The sequence below is a fragment of the Corynebacterium meridianum genome (genome assembly GCF_016342265.1).
Taxonomy (GTDB): domain Bacteria; phylum Actinomycetota; class Actinomycetes; order Mycobacteriales; family Mycobacteriaceae; genus Corynebacterium; species Corynebacterium meridianum.
In genome coordinates this window covers 401025-422678 of the sequence record NZ_JAEIOS010000009.1, presented here as the reverse complement: position 1 = coordinate 422678, position 21654 = coordinate 401025, and the positions used below count along the sequence as shown (strand labels likewise).

At 67.3% G+C, this 21654-nt stretch carries 19 protein-coding genes; 13 read left to right on the top strand and 6 right to left on the bottom strand.

The window, feature by feature from the left end; all coding sequences use genetic code 11:
* The first annotated feature begins 208 nt into the window (after positions 1-208).
* The 3 genes from JDV75_RS11875 to JDV75_RS01900 all read left to right on the top strand — a co-directional run bounded on the left by JDV75_RS11875 (position 209) and on the right by JDV75_RS01900 (position 3094).
* A complete protein-coding gene (locus JDV75_RS11875) occupies positions 209-1732 on the top strand; it encodes an outer membrane protein assembly factor BamB family protein (protein WP_198737557.1) in 1524 nt (507 codons plus the stop codon).
* Complete coding sequence (locus JDV75_RS01905; protein WP_198737556.1) at positions 1695-2216, top strand: hypothetical protein; 522 nt, start codon at positions 1695-1697, stop codon at positions 2214-2216. Before JDV75_RS11875 ends, JDV75_RS01905 begins: the two co-directional genes overlap by 38 nt.
* 77 nt (positions 2217-2293) lie before the next feature.
* Entirely contained in the window at positions 2294-3094 is an 801-nt protein-coding gene (locus JDV75_RS01900) for an HAD-IIA family hydrolase (RefSeq protein WP_198737555.1), read from the top strand.
* 21 nt (positions 3095-3115) lie between these two features.
* Here JDV75_RS01900 and JDV75_RS01895 read toward each other — a convergent pair whose 3' ends face one another.
* From JDV75_RS01895 to JDV75_RS01870, 6 genes are read right to left on the bottom strand one after another with little or no spacing between them, the layout of a single operon-like run.
* Positions 3116-3757, bottom strand: a complete 642-nt coding sequence (locus JDV75_RS01895) for a TetR/AcrR family transcriptional regulator (RefSeq protein WP_198737554.1) — start codon at positions 3755-3757, stop codon at positions 3116-3118.
* A 14-nt stretch (positions 3758-3771) separates the two neighbouring features.
* Positions 3772-5535, bottom strand: coding sequence for an ABC transporter ATP-binding protein (locus JDV75_RS01890; protein WP_198737553.1), 1764 nt, complete (start codon positions 5533-5535; stop codon positions 3772-3774).
* 5 nt (positions 5536-5540) lie between these two features.
* Complete coding sequence (locus JDV75_RS01885) at positions 5541-7340, bottom strand: ABC transporter ATP-binding protein (protein ID WP_198737552.1); 1800 nt, start codon at positions 7338-7340, stop codon at positions 5541-5543.
* A gap of 1 nt (position 7341) precedes the next feature.
* Positions 7342-8847, bottom strand: a complete 1506-nt coding sequence (locus JDV75_RS01880; protein WP_198737551.1) for an ABC transporter ATP-binding protein — start codon at positions 8845-8847, stop codon at positions 7342-7344.
* On the bottom strand, positions 8844-9563 hold the full coding sequence (locus JDV75_RS01875; protein ID WP_198737550.1) for a CbiQ family ECF transporter T component: 720 nt from the start codon (positions 9561-9563) through the stop codon (positions 8844-8846). Before JDV75_RS01875 ends, JDV75_RS01880 begins: the two co-directional genes overlap by 4 nt.
* Complete coding sequence (locus JDV75_RS01870) at positions 9560-10138, bottom strand: MptD family putative ECF transporter S component (protein ID WP_198737549.1); 579 nt, start codon at positions 10136-10138, stop codon at positions 9560-9562. The genes JDV75_RS01875 and JDV75_RS01870 overlap by 4 nt, the downstream gene beginning before the upstream one ends.
* Before the next feature lie 265 nt (positions 10139-10403).
* Between JDV75_RS01870 and JDV75_RS01865 the strand changes: the two genes are divergently transcribed.
* The 10 genes from JDV75_RS01865 (at position 10404) to ppk2 (ending at position 21624) form a co-directional block, all read left to right on the top strand.
* A complete protein-coding gene (locus tag JDV75_RS01865; protein ID WP_198737548.1) occupies positions 10404-11252 on the top strand; it encodes a TatD family hydrolase in 849 nt (282 codons plus the stop codon).
* A gap of 236 nt (positions 11253-11488) precedes the next feature.
* A complete protein-coding gene (locus tag JDV75_RS01860; RefSeq protein WP_198737547.1) occupies positions 11489-13615 on the top strand; it encodes an ATP-binding cassette domain-containing protein in 2127 nt (708 codons plus the stop codon).
* On the top strand, positions 13612-14418 hold the full coding sequence (locus tag JDV75_RS01855) for an energy-coupling factor transporter transmembrane component T family protein (RefSeq protein ID WP_198737546.1): 807 nt from the start codon (positions 13612-13614) through the stop codon (positions 14416-14418). Before JDV75_RS01860 ends, JDV75_RS01855 begins: the two co-directional genes overlap by 4 nt.
* 209 nt (positions 14419-14627) lie before the next feature.
* Positions 14628-15773, top strand: a complete 1146-nt coding sequence (locus tag JDV75_RS01850) for a resuscitation-promoting factor (protein ID WP_232958058.1) — start codon at positions 14628-14630, stop codon at positions 15771-15773.
* 66 nt (positions 15774-15839) lie between these two features.
* Positions 15840-16751 carry a 16S rRNA (adenine(1518)-N(6)/adenine(1519)-N(6))-dimethyltransferase RsmA gene (gene rsmA, locus JDV75_RS01845; RefSeq protein WP_198737545.1) on the top strand — a complete coding sequence of 304 codons (912 nt, stop codon included), beginning with the start codon at positions 15840-15842 and terminating at the stop codon, positions 16749-16751.
* A complete protein-coding gene (locus JDV75_RS01840) occupies positions 16748-17680 on the top strand; it encodes a 4-(cytidine 5'-diphospho)-2-C-methyl-D-erythritol kinase (protein WP_198737544.1) in 933 nt (310 codons plus the stop codon). The genes rsmA and JDV75_RS01840 overlap by 4 nt, the downstream gene beginning before the upstream one ends.
* Positions 17681-17694: 14 nt before the next feature.
* Positions 17695-19530 carry an ATP-binding cassette domain-containing protein gene (locus JDV75_RS01835; RefSeq protein WP_198737543.1) on the top strand — a complete coding sequence of 612 codons (1836 nt, stop codon included), beginning with the start codon at positions 17695-17697 and terminating at the stop codon, positions 19528-19530.
* Between the two features lie 230 nt (positions 19531-19760).
* The gene (locus JDV75_RS01830) at positions 19761-20249 is read left to right on the top strand and encodes a hypothetical protein (RefSeq protein WP_198737542.1); all 489 of its coding nucleotides are present in this window, start codon (positions 19761-19763) and stop codon (positions 20247-20249) included.
* Positions 20250-20326: 77 nt separating this feature from the next.
* Positions 20327-20650 carry a putative quinol monooxygenase gene (locus JDV75_RS01825; RefSeq protein ID WP_198737541.1) on the top strand — a complete coding sequence of 108 codons (324 nt, stop codon included), beginning with the start codon at positions 20327-20329 and terminating at the stop codon, positions 20648-20650.
* Positions 20651-20730: 80 nt separating this feature from the next.
* Positions 20731-21624: a polyphosphate kinase 2 gene (ppk2, locus tag JDV75_RS01820; protein WP_198737540.1), complete on the top strand. Its 894-nt coding sequence runs from the start codon at positions 20731-20733 to the stop codon at positions 21622-21624.
* The last annotated feature ends 30 nt before the right edge of the window (positions 21625-21654 follow it).

The window sequence follows — 21654 nt, the reverse complement described above, 5'->3', positions numbered from 1 at the left end:
AGAATCCCGGGGCACAGCAGCTGATTCGAGCAGGGGTGCTTCTGCTGAGGATACGGACACCGTCAGCTCCCCGTATCTGTCGCAGATCACGTTTCCGACGACTCCTGTCGGTGGGTGGCATGCGCCGGCCCTGTCCGGGAGGTCCGCCGGAGCCCCCGGGTCAAACCCCATCACCAGGGCGCCGCTCTACGTCGACCGGGGTGTGGCGGTGCTCGACTCTGATGGTGTCGTTGCGTACGACACCGGTACCGGAGCGGAGGTGTGGCGGGACGATGAACTGCGGTGTTTCCCGGATTTCGCACACTCCGGACAGCTCGTGTGCAGCTCCGGCAGTACGGGTCTCCGACTGATCGACGCGGCCACCGGTGTCGGTGATGAGCTCGGGGGAGTCCGACGGCGACGGGGGCCATGCGGATGCTGGTGGGCGGATTCGTGTACCGCGGTTCGGTGTACCTCCACGGATATCCCGGTGCGGGAGGACGGTTACCTGCTGGCCAGAAGAGACGTCAACGGCTCCGGGTGGTCGACAGGGAAGATCGCCGCGTCCCAGATGTGCCCGATCCTCGGTGACCCGGTGTCCTCCGCGACATTCAACGGTTCGATCGGACTGGACACGGGCAGCGCGGGAGCCTTCGTGTTCGATCCGGACACCCTCGAGATCCTCACGACGAGTGCCAACTTTTCCGCGGTCCCCGGTCCGGACGGAACGTTGTTCGCCAGGCCCTGCACCAACCCCGGCCCCGGTGCGAGTGGAGGTCCCGCAGGCCCGGGAACACTCACCGCCCTGAACGGGAGTGTCGTCGGCGACTACGAGTCCGTGGTTCTGCCGTCCTGGCAGGTGAGTGCAACGCCAAGGGACGTCGCCGTCGCCGACGGTGATCTCGTGGACCTGGCCACCGGCAGTGTCACCGCCGATCTACTCCCGTGGACGCCGGGTTCCCACCCGGGGATGTCCGGTCTGGTCGTGGTCGGGGATACCGCCGTGTTCACCGCGACAGAGGAACGTGCCGGCGTCGATCTGGCGACCGGTGAGCTCCTCTGGAGCGGGCCAGTTGAGGAAGCCGGGAAACCTGTGGGGACAGACGGCCGACTTCTGTTCTTCACCACCGGCCAGGCGGTCGACCTCGCGACGGGTGACGTGGTGTGGACGCTACCCGTCGCAGGCTCCGGCGGCGGGGTCGGTACGGCACCGGACGGTCTCATCGTGAGTGACCGGGCCGGAGTCAACTACTACCGTGCGACGGGCGATCCCGTCACCTCGCTCCCCGGGCAGGCGGGCATCGCCGTCGCCGGTCCGGGAGAAACTGCCGACACACGCGGGACGGACACCTCCACCGTCTCTTCAGTGGAGGTTTCCACTGCAGAACCGGAGGCGATCACCGCCTGCGGCACTGTACCGGAGCTAAAGGCAGAGGCCATGTCCCTCGACGGCGGAACCCTCACCGCCGACATGTTCGTGAAGCCCACCTGCCCCGAGGGAGATGTCCTCGCAGGACACGGCTTCACGATCCGGCTGATCACGGATGGTGGCACAACCGTCGCCAGTGGAGTGTTCGATCTCTCCACGTCCCCTGTCGGGATTCCGGCGTCAGGACGCAGCGTCCGGTTCGTGTTCCCCGAGGGCAGCTACTGGATCGCCCCGGGCAGCCTCGCCGGTGACCGGGCCGCGGCCCCGGGGGGAGGCGTCCGGAACCGTGCGACTGTCGGGTGCGCCCCTCATCGTCGAATGTGAACGCGGTGAAGGCACAGGAGGAGACCGAAAGACAAGACTGGCGGAAGTCGACCTCAGCGGATCCGCGGAAGCCGGGGTCGCCCGGTACAACGGCCTCGCAGCCGATGAGGTCGTCGAAACGGCCTGCGCGGCACTCGAGGAGATCCGTCGGCGCGACCGGCCGATCGTCGCCGCTGAACTCGCCGGCCAGTGGCAGCCACAGCTGGCGTCGATGCGCCCGGGGACCGGGGGACACGACTGCGATTCGATTCTCCGCGCCCACCTGAAGTTCCGGGACCCGTACCCGACCTCACGTCTGGTGTGGAGCGGCGACTGGCGGAACTATGACCGCAAGGACTGGTGGGTCACCCTCTCAGGGATCGGGTTCCCCACCGCGGAAGGTGCTCTACAGTGGTGTCGGAACGAGGGTTTCGGGCATGACGACTGCTACGACCGTCTGGTCTCCAACGACGTGGGGCCGGAGGGAACCACCCGGTACCAGTAGCGGATGGACCGCAGCGGTGGTTTCCGCACGCACCGACCCGCGGCCGGAGCCGGTCCGGATGGACTACCGTGGGGAGCATGCGTACCCGATCAGATGTATCCAGCTGGCTCACCGACATGGACGGTGTCCTGGTTCACGAGGAAAAGGCCCTCCCCGGGGCGCAGGACCTCATCGAGACCTGGAAGAAGGACGAGACCCCGTTCCTGGTGCTCACCAACAACTCCATCTACACCCCGCGCGATCTCGCGGCCCGACTCCAGGACTCGGGGCTCGACGTCCCGGAGGACCGTATCTGGACCTCCGCGCTGGCGACCGCGACGTTCCTCAAGGAGCAGGCCGCGGGAGGTACCGCCTACGTCATCGGCGAGGCCGGAATCATCACCGCACTGCATGAGGCGGGTTTCGTACTCACCGACCGGGATCCCGACTTCGTCGTCGTGGGGGAGACCCGCAACTATTCGTTCGAGGCGATCACGACGGCGATCCGGCTGATCGACGAGGGGGCTCGGTTCATCGCGACCAACCCGGACCCCACAGGCCCCAGCTCGGAGGGGATCATTCCCGCCACCGGCGCGATCACCGCGTTGATCACCAAGGCCACCAGGAAGGAACCCTACGTGGTCGGCAAGCCCAACCCGATGATGTTCCGTTCCGCACTCAACAAGATCGGTGCCCACAGCGAGAACACCGGGATGATCGGTGACCGGATGGACACGGACATCGTCGCGGGGATGGAGGCCGGGCTGTACACCGTCCTGGTGCTGTCGGGAATCTCCTCGAAGGACTCGGTGCGGGAGTTCCCGTTCCAGGCCAACGAGATGCTTGACGGTGTGAGTCAGCTGCTCAAACCGGAGAAGGGTTCGTCGAAGAAGAAGTGAATCCGGGTCACGGCTGCGCGGTCATCCGCGCAGCTGCAGTTCCATTCCCCGGATGACGAACTCGGTCTTGCGCTGCAGCCAGTTGTAGTCCCAGAGATCCTCCCGGATCGGGAAGTGCTGTCGGTCCTCGCTGCGGACGGAGCCTAGGCGCTGCTTGGCGAGCTCGAACCCGTCACCGTCACGCAGGGACTGGGTGACCATGCTCGCCACCAGGACATTGTCCCCCACCATGTCCACGATGAAGTGCATGTCGTCGTCTCCGCCGGGGAAACCGCCGCGGAGCAGTCCCTCGGTGAGGTCGTCCAGGTAGTCCTGGATGGCGAAGTGCGAACCGGGGAACGTCAGCAGCGAATGGGCGATCCCCGGATACGCCCCGCACATCTCCCACACCGTGACCGTGTACGCGCGGAGCTGGTCCTGCCAGCTGGATTCCGGATCCGGCAGGTCGAGATCGCCCGTGACCCGGAGGAAGCAGTGCATCAGCAGATCGTCCCGGGAGTTGATCACCCGGTAGAGACTGGGGGCGGCGACCCCCAGACTCTTCGCGACACCGGTGAGGGTGAAGCGGTCGATTCCCTGTGCGATCGCGGCATCCACCGCCTCATCAAGTGTGAAGACCGGTTTGGGGCCTGTCTTACGACGTGGGGCCTGATGATGTTCCATGGGTCACAAGGGTATCAGGAATGTGTCAGCCGCCACCCTGCGGCAGCTTCGCGACGTTCGCAGAAACGGCGGTAGGGGCCCTGTTCGGTGATGAGCTCGTCGTGCGTACCCTTCTGTACGATTCGCCCGTCCTCATCCAGGACGATGATCTGGTCCGCGGCCCGGACCGTGTCCAATTTGTGGGCGATCGCGATGACGGTCGAATGCCGGGCGAGCTCCGCGACGGACGCCACGATGTTGGCCTCGTTCTCCGCGTCGAGAGCGGCGGTGGCCTCATCGAGCAGCACGATCGGCGCCTTCTTCAGCAGCGCCCGCGCGACCGACACACGCTGGCGTTCGCCGCCCGACAGGGAACGGCCGCCTTCACCGACCCTGGTGTCCCAGCCGAGACGGTCCGCGATGTCGTCGACCCCGGCGAGGCGCGCGGCGTCCCGGACCTCCTCGTCGGTGGCGTCGGGGCGTCCGATCCGAACGTTCGCCTCGAGTGTGTCGTCGAAGAGGTAGACATCCTGGAACACCATCGAGACCTGTTCCATCAGCTGCTCGGTCGACTGGTCCCGGACATCGGCCCCGCCCACGCGCACGGATCCGGAATCGACGTCGTAGAAACGGCAGATAAGTCTCGCGATCGTGGTCTTCCCGGAACCCGAGGGACCGACGAGTGCGGTCAGGGTCCCGGGACCCGCGGTGAAGGAGACACCCTCCAGGACGGGCGAACCGGGCTCATATCCGAAGGCGACGTCGTCGAGGACGACCTCCCCGGGTTCCGTCACGCCGGCCGGGTTCTCCGGGGCCTCGTACACGGGGGCGTCCAGGATCTGCCGCATCTCCTTCATCGGGGTCCGGACGACGCTGATTCCGGCGTAGCCCTCGCCGAGTGCCTGCAGATTCTGCGTGAAGCGGAGGACCATGCCGATGAACGCGATCGTCTCGATCGGTCCCAGTGCGCCGTTCGTCGCCAGGATCGCCGCGGTGGTGATCAGCGCGACCGACACCAGCTGGATGAGCAGACCGTTGATCCCCAGGACCACCGCGGAGATGAAGAAGTCGCGGAGCCGTTCGGAGTCGTTGCGTTCACCCGCCTCGACCAGCGGGGTGAAATCATCCGTGAGACCCGCCGCGCGAAGCTCGGGTTGGCACACCGCGAACTCGACCAGGCGGTCGGCGAGAACCGCGTCGGTGGCGCTCACCCGTTCATCGCTGCGTATCTTGACCGCCCGGAGTCCGGCCAGGGAGATGAAGATGAACGGCGTCGCGACGGTCATCGTCAAACCGATGCGCCAGTCCCACAGCCAGCAGCCGATGAGGATGACGAACACCGACACCGCCTGCGAGATGACCATCTGCAGCATGTGGGCGAGGATCTGGCAGATGAGGACGAAGCTGGTGGAGACCAGTCTGGACAATCCGCCGGTGGACAGTGAACTGAACCATCCCAGTGGCAGTGTCGCCAGGTGGTCGCCGAGCGCGTGATGCGTGTGCCGCATGTAGTCGGTGGTGGCCGTGAATCCGGTCACCGCCTGGGTGTAGCGGAAGTAGAAGGTGATCGCGGCGAGGACCGTGAGGATGATCAGCCAGCCGCTGAACCGGATGCCCAGTGCCTCGTCTCCGGTGGCGAGCGTGCTCGCCGCGGGCAGGAGCGCGAGGAGGGAGATCCCCTCGAGTGCGCCATTGGCGACGTTCGCGAACAGGTGCTTGTTGAGTTGGCGGATGCCGCTGTCGCTCATCTGGCGGCGCAGGATTCCGAGCTGCAGTGGATCGATTCCGTGTGTGGCCATGACGGTCACTTCCCTTCGGTGGTCAGGCCCATGAGGGCGTCGATGGCGTGGTCGGTGACCTCGTCGCCGGTGAGTCGGCCGGTGATCCGGCCTGATTCGAGGCGGATTATCTGGTCCGCGCCCCGGACGGACTCCGGGCGGTGCGCGATCACCAGCACCGTGCGTCCGGCGACGAGTCTGTTCAGTGCGAGCTGGATCTCGGACTCGGCGTCCGGATCGGTCGCGGCCAGGGCCTCGTCGAGGATGAGGATCGGGGCGTCGGCCAGTAGCGCACGGGCGATGGCGATGCGCTGCGCCTGGCCGCCGGAGAGGTCCGTCCCGGATTCACCGCCGATGACGGTGTCGAGCCTGTCCGGCAGTGCCTCGATCTCCTCGGCTATGCGAGCCGCCCGAGCCGCGGCCCAGACCTCCTCGTCGGTCGCCTCCGGAGTGGCGAGGCGGATGTTGTCCCGGATCGTGAGCTGGAGGAGCTTGGGGTTCTGGAGGACGAAGCTGACCTCGCCGTAGAGCTGCCGGGTGGTGAGTTCACGGACGTCGACGCCGCCGATGAGCACGCGTCCGGAATCGGGGTCCGTGAATCGTGCGAGCATCGTCGCGAGAGTCGACTTGCCGGAACCGGACGGACCGACCAGTGCGGTCACGGTCCCCTCCGGGCAGGTCAGGTCGACATGATCGAGGGCGGTGTTCCCGGTGCCGTCGCCGTAGGAGAAGCTGACGTCCTCGAAGTGGACGGTGTGCCCGTCGGGTGTTCCGCCGGAGCCCACCGGGAGTGACGGGGCGTTGAGGGTCTCCTGCAGTCGTTTCGCCGCGGCTCCGGCCGTGAGATAGCCCCAGGAGGAGTTGGCCATGACGACGACGGCCGTGGGAATGACGAGGGAGATGAGGGTCGTGGCGAGGACGTCCGCGATGGAGACGGTTCCGTTGCGCACGAGCAGTGAGCCACCGGCGAAGTTGACCAGGATCAGCAGGGGGACGCTGATGATCGCCTCCGCGATCGCCGAGCGGCGCATCTGCGGTCCGCACCAGTCGTAGAAGAAGGAGGAGAACCGGTCCGCGGCATCGGCGTACCGCCGGTGGGCACGACCGGTCTGCCCGAACGCCTTGACCACCTCTATGCCGTCGGCGAACTCGACCGCGGTCGCGGAGACGTCGCCGAGCAGGACATCCATCTCCGTGGTCTTCTCCGCCATGCCGCGCATCGACAGGATCATGATCAGGATGTACAGGGGCAGGTTCGCCACGGCGAGCAGACCCAGCCGCCAGTCCACGAGGAACGCGTAGACGATGAGCGCGACGGGGGCCGCCGATGCCGCGGCCGACTCCACGGGTGCATGGGCGATGAGTGTGTGCAGGGTACGGATGTCGTCCTGCACGGCCTTGCGCACCCGTCCTGAATTGGTCTCACTGAACCACGCCAGCGGGGCGGTGGCGACGCGGGCGACCAGGCGGTTGCGGACGAGGGTGCCCAGTTTCAGGTCCGCGTAGTGGGTGATTCCGAGTCCCGTGAGCATCAGCATCGCCTGGGCGGCGAAGGCGCCGATGAGCCATGCGGTCACGGTGGTCACCTCGGCGCGGTCGGGTGACACCCCGGACGCCCGTGCCGTGAGGAAGATCTCACCGAGCCGGACGAGGGCGATATAGGGGGCGATGGCGGCGATGCCGGAGAGCACACCGAACACCCGCCCGATGTTCAGTGCGCCCGCGACGGGGGAGAGCAGTTCCTTCAGCGCCGCCTTCTCCGCGGCGGAGCGCTCGGCGGCATCGGTGATTCTCTCATCGTCCGGTTTCGTGTGGTTGGTTGTCATGTCATTCCTCGGATTCGTGTTCTGTTCGGTGTGGTGTGAGTTCGATGACACGGTCGCAGCAGGCGGCGAGCAGTTCGACGTCGTGGCTGATGACGATCACCACCGCGCCGGTCTCCGCGAGCTCCCGCAGCTTGGTCGCGATCGCGTCCAGATGCGCGAGATCGACCCCGGAGGTGGGTTCGTCGAATACGTAGATCCGCTTGTCCTGCGCGAGCGCTGTGGCGATGACCAGACGTTGGCGTTGGCCCCCGGACAGTGACAGCGGGTGGCGGGTGGCCGTGTCGGCCAGGCCCAGAGCCGCCAGCAGCTCGGCGGCGTGGTCACCGCCGTGGTGGTCGCCGTCCGTGCCGAGGGTGACCTCATCGATGACGGTGTCCGCGAACAACTGCCGGCCCGTGTCCTGCATGACGATGTACCCGTTCGCCGCCCGGGCCCGGGCGGAGAGGGGACGGCCCGCCAGCGAGACGCGACCACCCCTGGCCGGGTTCTCGAGTCCGCAGATCAGTCGGGCGAGGGTGGTTTTCCCCGCTCCGTTCGGTCCGGTCAGTCCCGTGACGGTTCCTGCGGGGAACACCATGTGGGGGATGTCCAGTACGGTCCGTGACCCGTACGAGAAACGGATGTCCCGTAGCTCCAGACCGGCGGTACCGGCCGGGGCTCCGGGGTCCGCCGTGGGGACCGGTGCCACTGGACGGGTGAGGGATCTGAGCCCGAGTCGTCGTCGCGTACCGTCGTCGAGGGTGAAGAACTCCCGCCCCGTGAAGCTGCGTTCGATACGGCCGTCGCGCAGGTAGTGCACCGTGTCGGCCAGATCCCGCAGGTGGTGGAGGCGGTGCTCGGCGGTGATGATTGTCGTACCCTCTGCCTTGAGCTCGGCGAGCAGTTCCGCGAGCTCGTCGACGGCGGTCGGCGAGAGGTTCGATGTGGCTTCGTCCAGGAGCAGGACCGGTACCCCGGCGACGACCGCACAGGTGCAGGCGACCCGTTGGAGCTGCCCACCGGACAACGTCGACAGCTTCCGCCCGAGTAATCCGGAGATTCCGCACCGGTCGGCCGCTGCGGTGACCCGGGCACGGATCTCCGGGGGAGTGACGCCGAAGTTCTCCGGGGTGAAGGCGAGCTCCGTGGTCACCGTCGAGGTGAAGAACTGCGTGCGGGGATTCTGGAACACGGTGGCGCTCAATCCCCCGACCTCCGCCAGCGGGGTCGTCGGCATGTCGGCTCCGCTGACCCGGACCGTCCCACTGATGTCGCCCGGATGGAAGTTCGGGGCGAGTCCGTTGATGAGACGGAGCACGGTCGATTTTCCGGAGCCGGAGGGACCGCACAACAATGTGAGGCTTCCCGGTGGGCAGCTCAGGGTGATGTCGCTGACCCCACGTCCGGGCTCCACCGGCGCGGTTGGATCTGTCTCGACGACCCCGAAGACATCGTCGGCTCCGGCGGCGCGGTCGGCGCGGTAGCTGAAGCTGACGCCGTCGAGGGTGATTCGTCCCGTGCCCGTCATCGCTGCAGTTCCCATCCGCTGAAGTGCAGGCCGACGAGCGCGGTGATGGCGAGCAGCAGCACCAGATCGGTCAGCCCGAACCCGATCCGGGTCACCGTGGTCGGGCGGACGGTTGATCCGTCGGGCAGAGCGGTGACCCCCAGCCCCCGGATCAACGCGGCGGCCGCGAGCTCGTCACTGATCCGGATCGCCGAGGACAGCAGCGGGATGACGACGTAGATGCCGTAGCGCACCGGGTGGAAAAACAGACCGAGCGCGCCGGGCCGGATCCCGCGCAGGCTCATGGCCTCGTTGATCGCACGGGTCTCCGCCAGTAGCGCGGGGAGAAACCGTACGACCACGGCCAGCGGGATGATGAGCCAGTTCGGGGCATGCATCCTGCGCAGCGCCGCATTCAACTCCGTGGGGCGTAGCTGAGTGAGGACGAACGCGGCGATACCGACGGCGACCGTGAACCGGGAGATCCAGTAGGCCAGCACCCCCACCAGTGCCGTAGGTGCGTTCGCCCAGTGGGCCGGGATCCAGTAGGCGGCGGCCGTCAGGAGGACAACCGACACCAGGAGCAGGATCGCCCACCGGGTCCGTCCCGTGACCAGGAGAGCCATGACCGTGATCAGTGCGCCCGCGATGGCGACGAGTTGATCGGTCCGACCCATCATCAGTGCGTTGACGGTCAGCAGCAACAGAATGAGGGTGCGTGGATCGGCGTGCCTCACGCCAGCCCTGCCCGTGCGAAGTTCCGCCGCCCGACGCGGACGCCGATCCATCCTCCGATCAGGGCCAGGACGAAGACGAGGATCATCCAGACGATCATGGACCGGGGCTGCAGGAAGAACTCCAGTGCGTCGATGTAGTCCTGGCCCATGGTCCCGGCGATGTCATCGACGTATCGGGTCGAGTTGTACAGCAGGGGCACCCACGGTGCCATGTAGAGCTGGGAGAAGATCGCGTAGGCGACGGGCATGCGCCAGCTGCCGCGGAGACGGGCGAAGGCGATGTCGCCGCAGAACCCGGCGAGGGTGGAGACGATCGGGGTGATCCAGGGATGGCCGGTGAGGACGAAGAGGATGCCGACGATCAGGCTCATCAGGGTCAGTGCGCCCATCTTCGGGGTACGTGCGAGATAGAGGGCTATGACGGTGCCGTTGAGCAGCAGGCCCAGTCCGAACCCGACGAACATGATCAGGGGACCGATCATCCCGAGCATGCCGGTGGCGAAGAGGATGAGGAAGTATATGACGGTGAAGATGCCGACATTGATGAAATCTCTGGTGTCGAGGCGGGATGCCACTCGTTGCTCCTTGGGGTGATGAGAGTCGCGGCGCGACTGCCTGGTCTTTTGATCTGTCGTGCCGTTTGTGGATGGGGTATCTGGGGCCCGTTCCCCATAACTGTGATCGCTATTCAGTAATAGCATAGGCTTACCCTTTTTGACAGGGGAGGCGGGGTGGCTCATGGGGACTTTCCCCGTGGCCCGGTGGCATCCGACCGGAACCCTGTACCGGATTCATGGTCCTCTGTGGGTGCCCCGTCCTGGGTCGTTAGAATCGACCGACATGGCCAAGAACAAAAAGCCCCGCCCCACACCTGTTCCCGCGGACCGAGTCGCGGGACTGGTCGACGCCCACACGCACCTCGCGAGCTGCGGTGCCCGCACTCCGGAGGAGGTCGATGCCATCGTCGCCCGTGCCGTGGACGCCGGTGTCGAAAAGCTCTGCACCGTCGGCGACGGGCTGGAGGAGGCGTGCGCCGCACTCGAGGCGGCCAACACCCACGAGCGGGTCTACGCCGCGTGTGCCGTGCACCCCACGCGGGCGGATCAGATGGATGACGTCGTCCGCGCCCGACTCACCGAGATGGCCCGCGATCCGCGCTGCGTCGCGATCGGGGAGACCGGTCTGGACGCTTACTGGATCACCCGGTCCGACACCTGCGCGTCGATGTCCGCCCAGGAGGAGGCGCTCCGCTGGCACATCGACCTCGCCGTCAGTTCCGGGCGAACCCTGATGATCCACAACCGGGAGGCCGACGCCGACCTCCTGCGGATCCTCGCCGATTCCCCGGCGCCCCGCGAGGTGATGTTGCACTGCTTCTCCTCTCCACTGGACGTGGCGGAGGAGGCCCTGTCCCGCGGATACGTCCTCTCCTTCAGCGGCAACGTCACCTTCAACGCGAACGACCATCTGCGGGAGGCCGCGCGGATCGCCCCCGCCGGTCAACTGCTCGTGGAGACTGACGCGCCCTACATGACGCCCGTCCCGTACCGCGGAGCGAAGAATGAACCGGCGCTCATCGGGCACACCTACGCGCGGATCGCCGAGGTGCGCGGCGTGGAGGTCAGGGAGCTCGCGGACGAGGTCAACGCGACGTTCGACCGGGTCTACGGGCTGGATCTCCCGGGCTGAGCCGTCCCCGGCGGCCGGGGAGCGCGGATGAAGCCCGCGGGTGAGATAAGGTTAGCCTGATGGTAATTCCGCCGGACCGCACCGGACGGAGCTGACGCTCCGCTCCCAGCCCGGCGGTCGTGTCTCTCCGTCCGACCCCGCCGAGAGGATCCCTCCGTGCCCCCGAAGTCACCGCAACCGCCGTATCTTCCGCAGCACCGCGACGAGTCCGGGGGCCGATGCCCGCTGATGCCGCTGTGAGCGGGGCGAGAACCTCCGGCGGTGTCCCACCGCGGAGCCGGTTCCGACTCCCGACCCTCACCACCCGGGCGCTCATCGTCTGCTGCGTCCTCGGTGCGGCATCCGGACTGCTCATCCAGATCGCCCGCCCCGTGGGGTGGGTCCTCAAGGTCACGGTTCCGTGGCTCGCTTTTCCCACGCCCTTCCCGTGGATGCTGCCGATGATCACCGCGGCCCTGTTGCTGCGCCGCCCGGGGGTCGCCACGATCACCTCCGTCGTCGCGGGCATCGTCGGATTCAACCCCTTCTCGCCGATATCGGGCCTGATCATCGACGCGGTTCTCGCGCCGTGGACCCTGCGCCGGAACCGCGACTCCAGCGGTGGCTGGCTCCTCGCGGCCGTCCTCGCGAGCATGGCGGTCGGTACGGTCAACTGGATCTCGATGTTCTTCTACCGCGAGTTCCTTCTGCTGGACACCGTCTGGATCGTGATGGCCGGAGTCGTGCGCATCGGTCTCGGTGCGGTGTACGGCTGGCTGGCCTGGCTCCTGGCCGAACGTCTGGTCAATGCCGGGTTTGACCTGCGCGGCATCGCGCTGGACAAGGCGAGGTCCCGGGACGCGGACCGGATCACCCGGGTTCCGGATGGGGGAGATGTGGCCCCGCGTTCCGCGGAGGTCATCATCGACCACCTGAGTGTCACGTATCCGGGTGCGCCCGCTCCCGCGGTTGATGGGGTGGACATCACCCTCGAAGCCGGCAGCTACACGCTGGTGTCCGGGCCGACCGGATCCGGCAAGTCGACCGTCGCGTTGTCGGTGGCGGGTGTGCTGGGTGCGGGCTTCCCGGCGCACACCACCGGGTCCGTGCGTATCGACGGCACGACGGTCGCCGGCCCCGAGGGCACGGTGGCTCCGGTGGCCGACGTCAGTCGACGGGTCGCCGCGGTGTGGCAGCATCCGGAGAGCCAGCTCTTCGCCGCGACGGTGATCGATGAGATCCGCCGGGGCCTGGACCATCTCTGCGTTCCCGCGGAGGAGGGGACCCGCAGATCCCTCGCCGCCCTCGACGATGTCGGGCTCTCCCACATCCATCCGCTGCGCGACCCCTGGACCCTCTCCGGCGGTGAGCAGCAGCGGCTCGTGCTCGCTGCCGCTCTCGTCCTCGACACCCCGGTGCTGGTGCTGGATGAGGTGACCAGCCAGCTCGACGACGAGGCGACGCAGCGGTTCACCGAGGTTCTCGAACGGATCCGGAGTACCAGGGACATCACCGTTCTCGCGGTCGACCACCACGCGGAGGCACACATGGGACTCGCGGACAGGGTCGTCGTCATCGCGCCGGGCGGTTCCGTGGCGGTCGACGGAACACCCGAGGAGGTCTACGGACGCCACTCCGCGGAATGCCGGGAACTGGGGCTGCGGGTGCCGGAACCCTGGGCGCACGATGAGACGTTCGTCGGCTCCGGTCTGGACTGTCCCACGGCGTCGAGCCGCCCTGCGGCGGACGGGGACCCCGGGATCCGCCTTGAAGGTGTCGGTGTCCACGGGCACGGCAGGGAGCTTCTCGACGGCGTCGACGCGGAGGTGCCTGCGGGTTCGGTCCTCGCACTACGTGGCCCGAACGGGTCCGGAAAGACGACCCTGATCCGGGTGCTGTCGGGTGTGCGTCGGGGCCTCCGTGGCCGGGTGTCCCCGGATCGCCGGGACCGGATCCGGGCGGGTATCGGCTGGGCCCCGCAGCGCAGCGGCGACCTCATCCTGAGCGGTACTGTCGACGCCGAATTGACCGCGGCCGCCCGGGCCGCCGGACTCACCGTCACCGCGGATGATCTCGCCCGGTGGCGGCGCACGATAGGCCTGGCGGACGCGGGAGACAAGCATCCACTGAAACTCTCCGGCGGGCAGCGGCAGCGCCTCGCCGTGCTCGCCGCGATGATCGGGGACCCGGAACTCGTGTTGCTCGATGAGCCGACGAGCTCACAGGACGGCACGGGTGCCCGGCAGATCGCCGACATCGTCTCGACCCACGCCGCGGGTCGGGTGACCGTCATCGCCACCCACGACCCCGACTTCGCCGATGCGGTGGCGACCCACCGGATGCGCCTGGTCGGCGGAAGAACCGAAGGAGTGACCCCGGCATGAGTTCCGTTCCGGAGAAGATGCGGACGCTGACGGAGCAGGAGAGAACCGAGGCTGTCCGTGCCCACGACCGTCGCACACCACGAAGCCGGTGGGCTCATCCGCTGCTCGTGACCGTTGCGTTGGTCGTACCCATGGTGGTCACCCTCATGGCCCGGGGACCCGAGCTTCCCGCGGTGGTCCTGTCTGTCACCCTCGTCGCGATCTGGGTGCTCAATCCCCGGTGGGGGCTGGCGGCGACGCTGTCGCTGCCGGTGCTCGTGGTCGTCGTGGGTCTGAGTTTCCTGTTCTGGCTGCCGGATCCACCGGTGCCTTCGCCGCCGGTGAACTGGCTGCCCGGGGATCCGCCGCGGGAGAAGGTGCTGCAGGGGCTGACCGGTGGCCTGCGGACGACGGCCGCGGGCACCGTCGGGGCCCCACTGCTGCTCATGGTTACCTGGCGCGAGTTCACCGACACCGTTCTCCGGTACATTCCGGTCAGCTACCGGGTGGTTGACATTCTCGGACTGGGACTGCGCTATCTACGCATCATCGGTCGGGACCTGTTCACCGTCGGGCGGATGTCCGTGCTGCGGTCCCGGGGGAACAGGGTGGCGCAGCCGAGGGTGATGGCTGCGGCGACCGTGCCGGTTCTCGCGGCGTCGATGCGGCAGGGGGAGCAGCTCTCCGTCGCGGTCGACGGTCGGGCCTTCGGGGCCTACCGGACCCGGACGCTGCACCACGCGATCGAACTCCGCCCCGTCCACTGGGTGCTTCCCGCCGTAGTCGTCGTCGCCAGCGTCGTGACTCTTCTCGCGCTGGGATGACGGCATCGGGTATCACGGCGACGATGAAACGGAAGGTGTCCGGGAAACCGCCTGTCACCTGCTGTGACTCATGTGGCTTAACGTCCGCTGAAAGGTCGACAAGGCTGCCTTCGTTACCGTATCGTGACTGTGATTGAGCCGGGTGAGGACGATCCCCGAATCACCCCGGCCCCCAGTTACTCCAGGCAGACAGGTACTCCCACCCCATCATGACAGCACAGCACCGGCAGTCCCGTATCAACCGTCTCAACGGCAGCCACAGCGTTCCGCTGCGGATGGCCACCGGCGGCATGCTCGCGACCCTCATGGTCGGTGGCGGCCTAGCGGTCATCGCCAAGAAGGACGTCGCGCTAGACGTCGACGGGGAGACGATCCGGCTCGCGACGCTGTCCACCACCGTCGACGACGTACTCGACGAGGCCGGAGTGGACCTCCGCTCGACCCAGGCCGTGGTCACCCCGGAACTGGGTGCGAAACTCGACGGCCAGGACGCCCGTATCACCGTGCGTACCCTGCGCCCCGTGACGGTCACCGTCGACGGTGAAGCCCGCACGGTGGAGACCACCGCGCTCACGGTCGGTGATTTCGTCGATGAGCTGGGGACGGTCGGCCCCGACGACAGGCTCAGCGCCTCCCCGGACACCGCGCTCCCGGTCTCCGGTTTCACCCTCGGGATCACGACCCCGAAGACCGTCGATCTCTTCGACGGAGGAACGCGGCGCACCGCGACGGTACCGGCGGCGACGGTCGGTGACTTCCTCGACGCGGAGGGGGTGACCCTGGGTGAGCTGGACACCATCTCCCCGTCGGTGGACGCACCGGTGACGGAGGGCATGAACATCGTCATCGACCGGATCCGCACCGACACCGTCACGGACACCGTGCCGTTCAGCGTTCCCCCGGTCTACGTCGATGATCCGGAGGCCGAGCAGGGCACCGAGACCGTCACCGCGGAAGGTGTCGAGGGCGCCCGCCGGGTCGTCCGCGACGTCCGCTGGGTCAACGGCCGTGAGGTCGCCAGTGTCACCGTCGAGGACACGGAACTGACACCGGCGGTCCCGGCGACCATCGCCCGTGGCACCCGCCCGGCCGCGCCCGCCGTGACGAACGGTTCCATCTGGGACGCGATCGCGCAGTGCGAGTCCACCGGCAACTGGTCGATCAACACCGGCAACGGATTCTCCGGTGGACTCCAGTTCACCCCGTCCACCTGGCTCGCCTTCGGCGGCGGACAGTACGCACCGATGGCGTGGCAGGCCACCCGGGAGCAGCAGATCGCGGTCGCGGAGAAGGTACGGGCCGGTCAGGGGTGGGGTGCCTGGCCCGCCTGCACGGCAAAACTCGGCATCCGCTGACGACTACCGCGGGCCCGGAGGGCGATGGTCGTTCCGGCGCTGCGCTGCGGTAGATTTGGCGGCATCATGGATACCCCCCAGGAGAAGCCCCACGCAGGTCCGCGACCTGCCGCACTACTCGGTCCGGTGGAGATCCGGCAGCTCGCCGAGGAACTCGACATAACCCCGACGAAGAAGCTCGGGCAGAACTTCGTGCACGATCCCAACACCGTCCGGAGGATCGTGTCGGCGGCCGCTGCAACCGACGGGGACGACGTCATCGAGGTGGGGCCGGGACTCGGCTCTCTGACCCTCGCACTGCTGGACACCGTGCGCTCGGTCACCGCGGTCGAGATCGATCCACGCCTCGCGGAGCGCCTTCCGCGGACCGTCGCCGACCGGGCACCGGACCACGCTGACAGGCTGAACCTGCTGCGTCAGGACGCGCTCACGGTGCTGCCCGCTGATCTGCGGGCGGCAGGCGCCCCGGAACCGACCGCGCTGGTCGCCAACCTGCCGTACAACGTCTCCGTTCCGGTGCTCCTGCACCTGCTGGCCGAGTTCCCCACCATCACGCGGGTGCTGGTCATGGTCCAGGCCGAGGTCGCCGACCGGCTGGCCGCGGCACCGGGATCGAAGATCTACGGTGTACCCAGTGTCAAGGCCGCGTTCTACGGCACCGTCCGGCGTGCCGGATCCATCGGGAAGAACGTGTTCTGGCCGGCGCCGAAGATCGACTCCGGGCTGGTCCGGATCGACCGTTTCCCCGGGGGTGAAGAACCCTGGCCGATCGATGCCCGGACCCGTGCGGCCGTGTTCCCGCTCGTCGACGCGGCCTTCGCACAGCGGCGCAAGACGCTCCGCGCGGCGCTGTCCGGGCACTACGGGTCCGGTGCGGCCGCGGAGGACGCACTGCGAGCGGCGCACATCGATCCGGGGCTCCGCGGTGAGAAGCTCGGCGTCGCCGATTTCGTCCGACTGGCGGGTGTCGTCCGTTGAGCCCGGTCACGGCGCTCGGACACGCGAAGATCAACCTCGCCCTCGGTGTCGGGCCACTGCGCGCGGACGGTTTCCACGAACTGGACACCATCTTCCAGTCACTCGACATCCACGACCGGGTGACCGTCACACCGGTGGACGGGCCTCCGGGGGTCCGGCGACTCACCGTCGCCGGGCTCGGTGCAGATGCGGTGCCCACCGACCGGACGAACCTCGCCTGGCGGGCGGCGGAACTCGTCCTCGGGGATCTCACCGGTGTCCCCGCCGTGGACATCCACATCGAGAAGGGGATACCGACCGCGGGTGGCATGGCCGGCGGGTCCGCGGATGCGGCGGCGGCGCTGCGGGCGACCGCCGAGGTCCTGCGTGTGGTCACCGGAACCGGGTCTTCAGAGGCGCAGTTGCTGGAGCACGCGAGAGCACTGGGATCGGATGTCCCGTTCACCCTCCTCGGTGGGACGCGCCGCGGGACCGGTCGGGGAGAGCTGCTCGAGGAGATACCCGCGACGCGGACCCGCCACTGGGCGCTTGCGTTCAACCGTCGGGGACTCTCAACCCCCGAGGTGTTCCGGACCCTCGACGCGATGCGTGTGGGGGCGGGCTGTGTGGCCTCCGGCGACACCTCCGAGCTTCTTGCCGCACTCCTCGCGGATGCGGGACCCGAGGAGATCGCGCCACTGTTGTCGAATGATCTCGGTGCGCCCGCCCTGCGGTTGTCCCCGGGCCTGGCGGAGATACTGCGGGTCGGGGAGAGCGCCGGTGCACTGGCCGGAATCGTCTCCGGGTCGGGACCCACCTGTGGTTTCCTGTGCGCCGACGCAGTCACCGCCCGCGAGGTCGGCGGTGCGGTGGCCGGTGCCTGCTGCGACATAAGGATGACGGCGACCGCCACCGGCCCCGCACCAGGGGCCCAACTTGTTCCACGATGAAAGGTAGGACGGCTGTGGCCAATCTGATCAATCTGGAGAACGTGTCCAAGACCTTCGGCCTGAAGACGTTGCTCGACTCGGTGAGCATCGGCATCCAGACCGGTGACCGGATCGGTGTCGTCGGGCTCAACGGTGGCGGCAAGACGACTCTCCTCGAGATCCTCGCCGGTATCGAGCCGCCGGACTCGGGTCGGGTGTCCCACACCGGTGATCTCCGGATGGCGGTGGTGACCCAGCGGGCGAACCTGACCGACACCGACACCGTCGCGGACGTCGTGCTGCGTCCGCTCGGCCTGGACACCTACGAGTGGGCGTCGCAGGCGCGCGTCCGGGAGGTCCTGGGTGGCCTCGGGATCGTCGATCTCGGTCTCGACACCCCCGTCGGCCAGCTGTCCGGTGGCGAACGCCGTCGGACCAACCTCGCCGCGGCCATGGTACGGGACCTGGATCTGCTCATCCTCGACGAGCCGACCAACCACCTCGACATCGAGGGAGTCCAGTGGCTCGCTGCACACCTGGTCGCACGTCGCTGCGCCCTCGTCGTCGTCACGCACGACCGTTGGTTCCTGGATACCGTGGCGACCCGCACGTGGGAGGTGCACGACGGTGTCGTGGACGCCTACGAGGGCGGCTACAACGACTGGATGTTCGCGCGGGCCGAACGGGCGCGGCAGGCGGACGCGATCGAACAACGGCGACAGAACCTCGCCCGGAAGGAGCTCGCGTGGCTCCGCCGCGGTGCACCCGCGCGGACGTCCAAGCCCCGGTACCGGATCGAGGCCGCCGAAGCATTGATCAGCAACGTCCCCGCGCCCCGCGACACCGTGGAACTCATGGCCTTCTCACGGAAGCGCCAGGGGCGGGTGGTCATCGAGCTCGAGGACGCGACGATCACGACGCCGGACGGCCGCGAACTCGTCCGTGATCTCACCTGGAGGCTTAACCCGGGTGAACGGATCGGACTGGTCGGGGTGAACGGCTCCGGGAAAACGACTCTGTTGCGCACCATCGCCGGCGAACACGAGCTTGCGGCGGGGCGCAGGATCGAGGGTAAGACGGTCCGTCTCGGGTGGTTGCGTCAGGAGCTAGACGACCTGGACCCGGAACAGCGGCTCCTCGATGCGGTGGAGGATGTGGCGAGCTACGTACAAATGGGTAAACGCGAGCTGAGTGCCTCACAGCTGGCGGAGAGGTTGGGCTTCTCCGCGAAACGGCAGCGGACCCCCGTCGGAGATCTCTCCGGTGGTGAACGGCGCCGACTGCAGCTGACCCGGGTGCTGATGGCGGAGCCGAACGTGCTACTGCTCGACGAGCCGACCAACGACCTCGACATCGACACCCTCCAGGAACTGGAGAGCCTGCTCGACGGCTGGCCCGGAACCCTGGTCGTGATCTCGCACGACAGGTATCTCATCGAGCGGGTGTGTGACAGCACGTGGGCGTTGTTCGGGGACGGTGACCTGACCAATCTCCCCGGTGGGATTGACGAGTACCTGCAGCGTCGGGCGCGTGCGGAAGCGGAGGGGAACACGGGGGTCCTGAACCTGGGTTCCGCCAATGACCTCGGGGGGCCGGCCGCCGGAGAATCGGACCGTGGCGCCGGTGGGGGTGAACGGAGGATGTCGGCCGCGGAGGAGCAGAGACTGACGAAGGAGATGCGGTCCGTGGAGCGCAAGATGGGCAAACTCCAGTCCCGACAGGCCTCGCTCGCGGCGGAGATGGCCGAGGCGGCGCAGAACCTCGACCAGTCGAAACTCGTCGAGCTCGATGCACGCAGAGTCGAGCTGGAGGAGGAGATAGACCAGCTGGAGACCCAATGGATGGAGCTGGGGGAGGCACTCGAAGGCTAATGGAGTTACCCCCGCATGAGGGGGAGCAGTAGTGAGAATCTACACCGCCTACTCAATACGTTAGACTGACGCCTACTTAAGAGGAAGCTAAAAGCCTAAGGGTGTTCGGGAATGTGGATCACCGGCTGTGTCTGCGGAAAGGTGGTGTCCGGTTGAGTTCGGCGGAAATTCGAGATGCGGAATCCGCCTCGGATCCGGACGGGCGCGGCCGGAACAGGAGCTGTCCGCACATGCTCGCGGCGCTGATCATCTTGCTGGCCCTTGTGGCGGTGGCGGTGTTCGTCGGGACGGATCTCATGCATTCCAGGGACATCCAGGCCAATGACGGTCGAACGCCCCTCACCGAGCAGGTGCCGACCGCGGGATCCATGGGTGGAGAGGATCCCGGAACGGACGCACCTCTGCCCTACTCCATCCCGGAATGTGACGGCTCGGGGGTCCTCATCCTCGGTGACTACGCCACGGTCGAGGATGTCGGAACAGCGTTGACCCGAACCCTGGGGGCCACCTACACCTCATCGACGGCGTGCGGTTCCCTCGGCGGTGACAGCGACACCCCCGGGTACTTCGTCGTCTATCTCCCCGTCCTCGGTGACAGAGATGACCTGTGCCAGGCGCTGGAGAGCACCCGGGCCCGGCTCGATACACCGGTCCGCGCGACGCTTCTCGATGATGAGCGCCACACCACCGACAGTCTCTGTCCCCAGGTCGCCGACTGACCGCCGGGGAGATCGGCCCGCCGGAGCTCTTTTTCGCTGCACTGATGACACCATCGCGCTGCGTTAGAATCGGCACCATGATCCTCATCAACGTACGTTTCAACGTCCAGCCCGAACACGCCGACACCTTCCGGGAAACCGTCGCACCGTTCACCGATGCGACGCGGGCCGAGGACGGCTGTCTCTTCTTCGACTGGTTCCGTTCCACCGACAATCCGGACGAGTACATCCTCGTAGAGGGTTTCAAGGACGACGCCGCCGAGGCCCACGTCAACTCCGATCACTTCAAGAAGGCCTGCGAACTCTTCCCGACCGTCCTCGTCGAGACCCCGCAGATCATCAACACCCTAATCGAGGGGAAGACCGAGTGGGACCGGATGGCCGAGTTCAGCGTCGACTGAGATCCCGTTCTCCCGTGTGCTCCGGAGCGGGGACGGAAGTGTGCTGACCACGCCCGGCCGTCAAGGGTAGGCTGGTCAACATGGGTAAAAAGGATGCGAAGAAACCGCCGAAGCTGTCCAAGAAGCACTATGAAGCCGAGCTGAAGAGGCTGCAGGCCGAGCTCGTCGACATGCAGCAGTGGGTCGTCGAGACCGGGGCCCGGGTGGTCGTCGTAATGGAGGGGCGCGACGCCGCGGGCAAGGGATCCGCCATCAAGCGGATCACCCAGTACCTCAACCCCCGCACCTGCCGGATCGAGGCGCTGCCCGCTCCCAGCTCCCGGGAGCAGGGGCAGTGGTACTTCCAGCGCTACGTGGAGAGGCTCCCCACCGCCGGCGAGATCGTGATCTTCGACAGGTCCTGGTACAACCGCGCGGGAGTCGAGCGGGTGATGGGATTTTGCACCTCGCAGGAGTACCGCCGGTTCCTGCACCAGGCCCCCATTTTCGAGCGACTGCTCGTCGAGGACGGGATCATGCTGCGGAAGTACTGGTTCAGCGTCTCGGACGAGGAACAGGTGAAGCGCTTCACCTCCCGTCGTGAGGATCCCCTGCGCCGCTGGAAACTCTCCCCGATGGATCTGCAGTCGATCACCCGGTGGGAGGACTATTCCCGGGCGAAGGACGAGATGTTCATTCACACCGACATCCCTTCCGCCCCCTGGTACACGGTGGAGAGCGAGGACAAGAAGCGGTCCCGCATCAACGTCATCAGCCACCTGCTGTCGACGATCCCCTACGAGAAGATCGACCGCGAACTCCCCGAGATTCCGAAGCGCCCGCAGTCCACGAACGACTACGAGCGTCCCCCGCGCAGTGACTTCCGCTATGTGCCTGACGTCGCCGCTGAGCTGGAGCTCGCCCGGAAGAAGCAGAAGAAGGAAGCGGCCAAGGCTGCGAAGAAGGACAATAAGTCGGGGCACAAGAAGAAGTAGCCTCCGCCGGGGACGGCATGATCTCCGGGG

Bases quoted from the DNA above. Each gene is read 5' to 3' on its own strand.
- JDV75_RS01900 (WP_198737555.1), top strand. From the start codon at position 2,294: ATGCGTACCCGATCAGATGTATCCAGCTGGCTCACCGACATGGACGGT.
- JDV75_RS01855 (WP_198737546.1), top strand. From the start codon at position 13,612: ATGAGTTCCGTTCCGGAGAAGATGCGGACGCTGACGGAGCAGGAGAGA.
- rsmA (WP_198737545.1), top strand. From the start codon at position 15,840: ATGGATACCCCCCAGGAGAAGCCCCACGCAGGTCCGCGACCTGCCGCA.
- JDV75_RS01825 (WP_198737541.1), top strand. From the start codon at position 20,327: ATGATCCTCATCAACGTACGTTTCAACGTCCAGCCCGAACACGCCGAC.
- JDV75_RS01885 (WP_198737552.1), bottom strand. From the start codon at position 7,340: ATGACAACCAACCACACGAAACCGGACGATGAGAGAATCACCGATGCC.
- JDV75_RS01890 (WP_198737553.1), bottom strand. From the start codon at position 5,535: ATGGCCACACACGGAATCGATCCACTGCAGCTCGGAATCCTGCGCCGC.
- JDV75_RS01850 (WP_232958058.1), top strand. From the start codon at position 14,628: ATGACAGCACAGCACCGGCAGTCCCGTATCAACCGTCTCAACGGCAGC.
- JDV75_RS01880 (WP_198737551.1), bottom strand. From the start codon at position 8,847: ATGACGGGCACGGGACGAATCACCCTCGACGGCGTCAGCTTCAGCTAC.
- JDV75_RS01895 (WP_198737554.1), bottom strand. From the start codon at position 3,757: ATGGAACATCATCAGGCCCCACGTCGTAAGACAGGCCCCAAACCGGTC.
- ppk2 (WP_198737540.1), top strand. From the start codon at position 20,731: ATGGGTAAAAAGGATGCGAAGAAACCGCCGAAGCTGTCCAAGAAGCAC.
- JDV75_RS01830 (WP_198737542.1), top strand. From the start codon at position 19,761: ATGCTCGCGGCGCTGATCATCTTGCTGGCCCTTGTGGCGGTGGCGGTG.
- JDV75_RS01865 (WP_198737548.1), top strand. From the start codon at position 10,404: ATGGCCAAGAACAAAAAGCCCCGCCCCACACCTGTTCCCGCGGACCGA.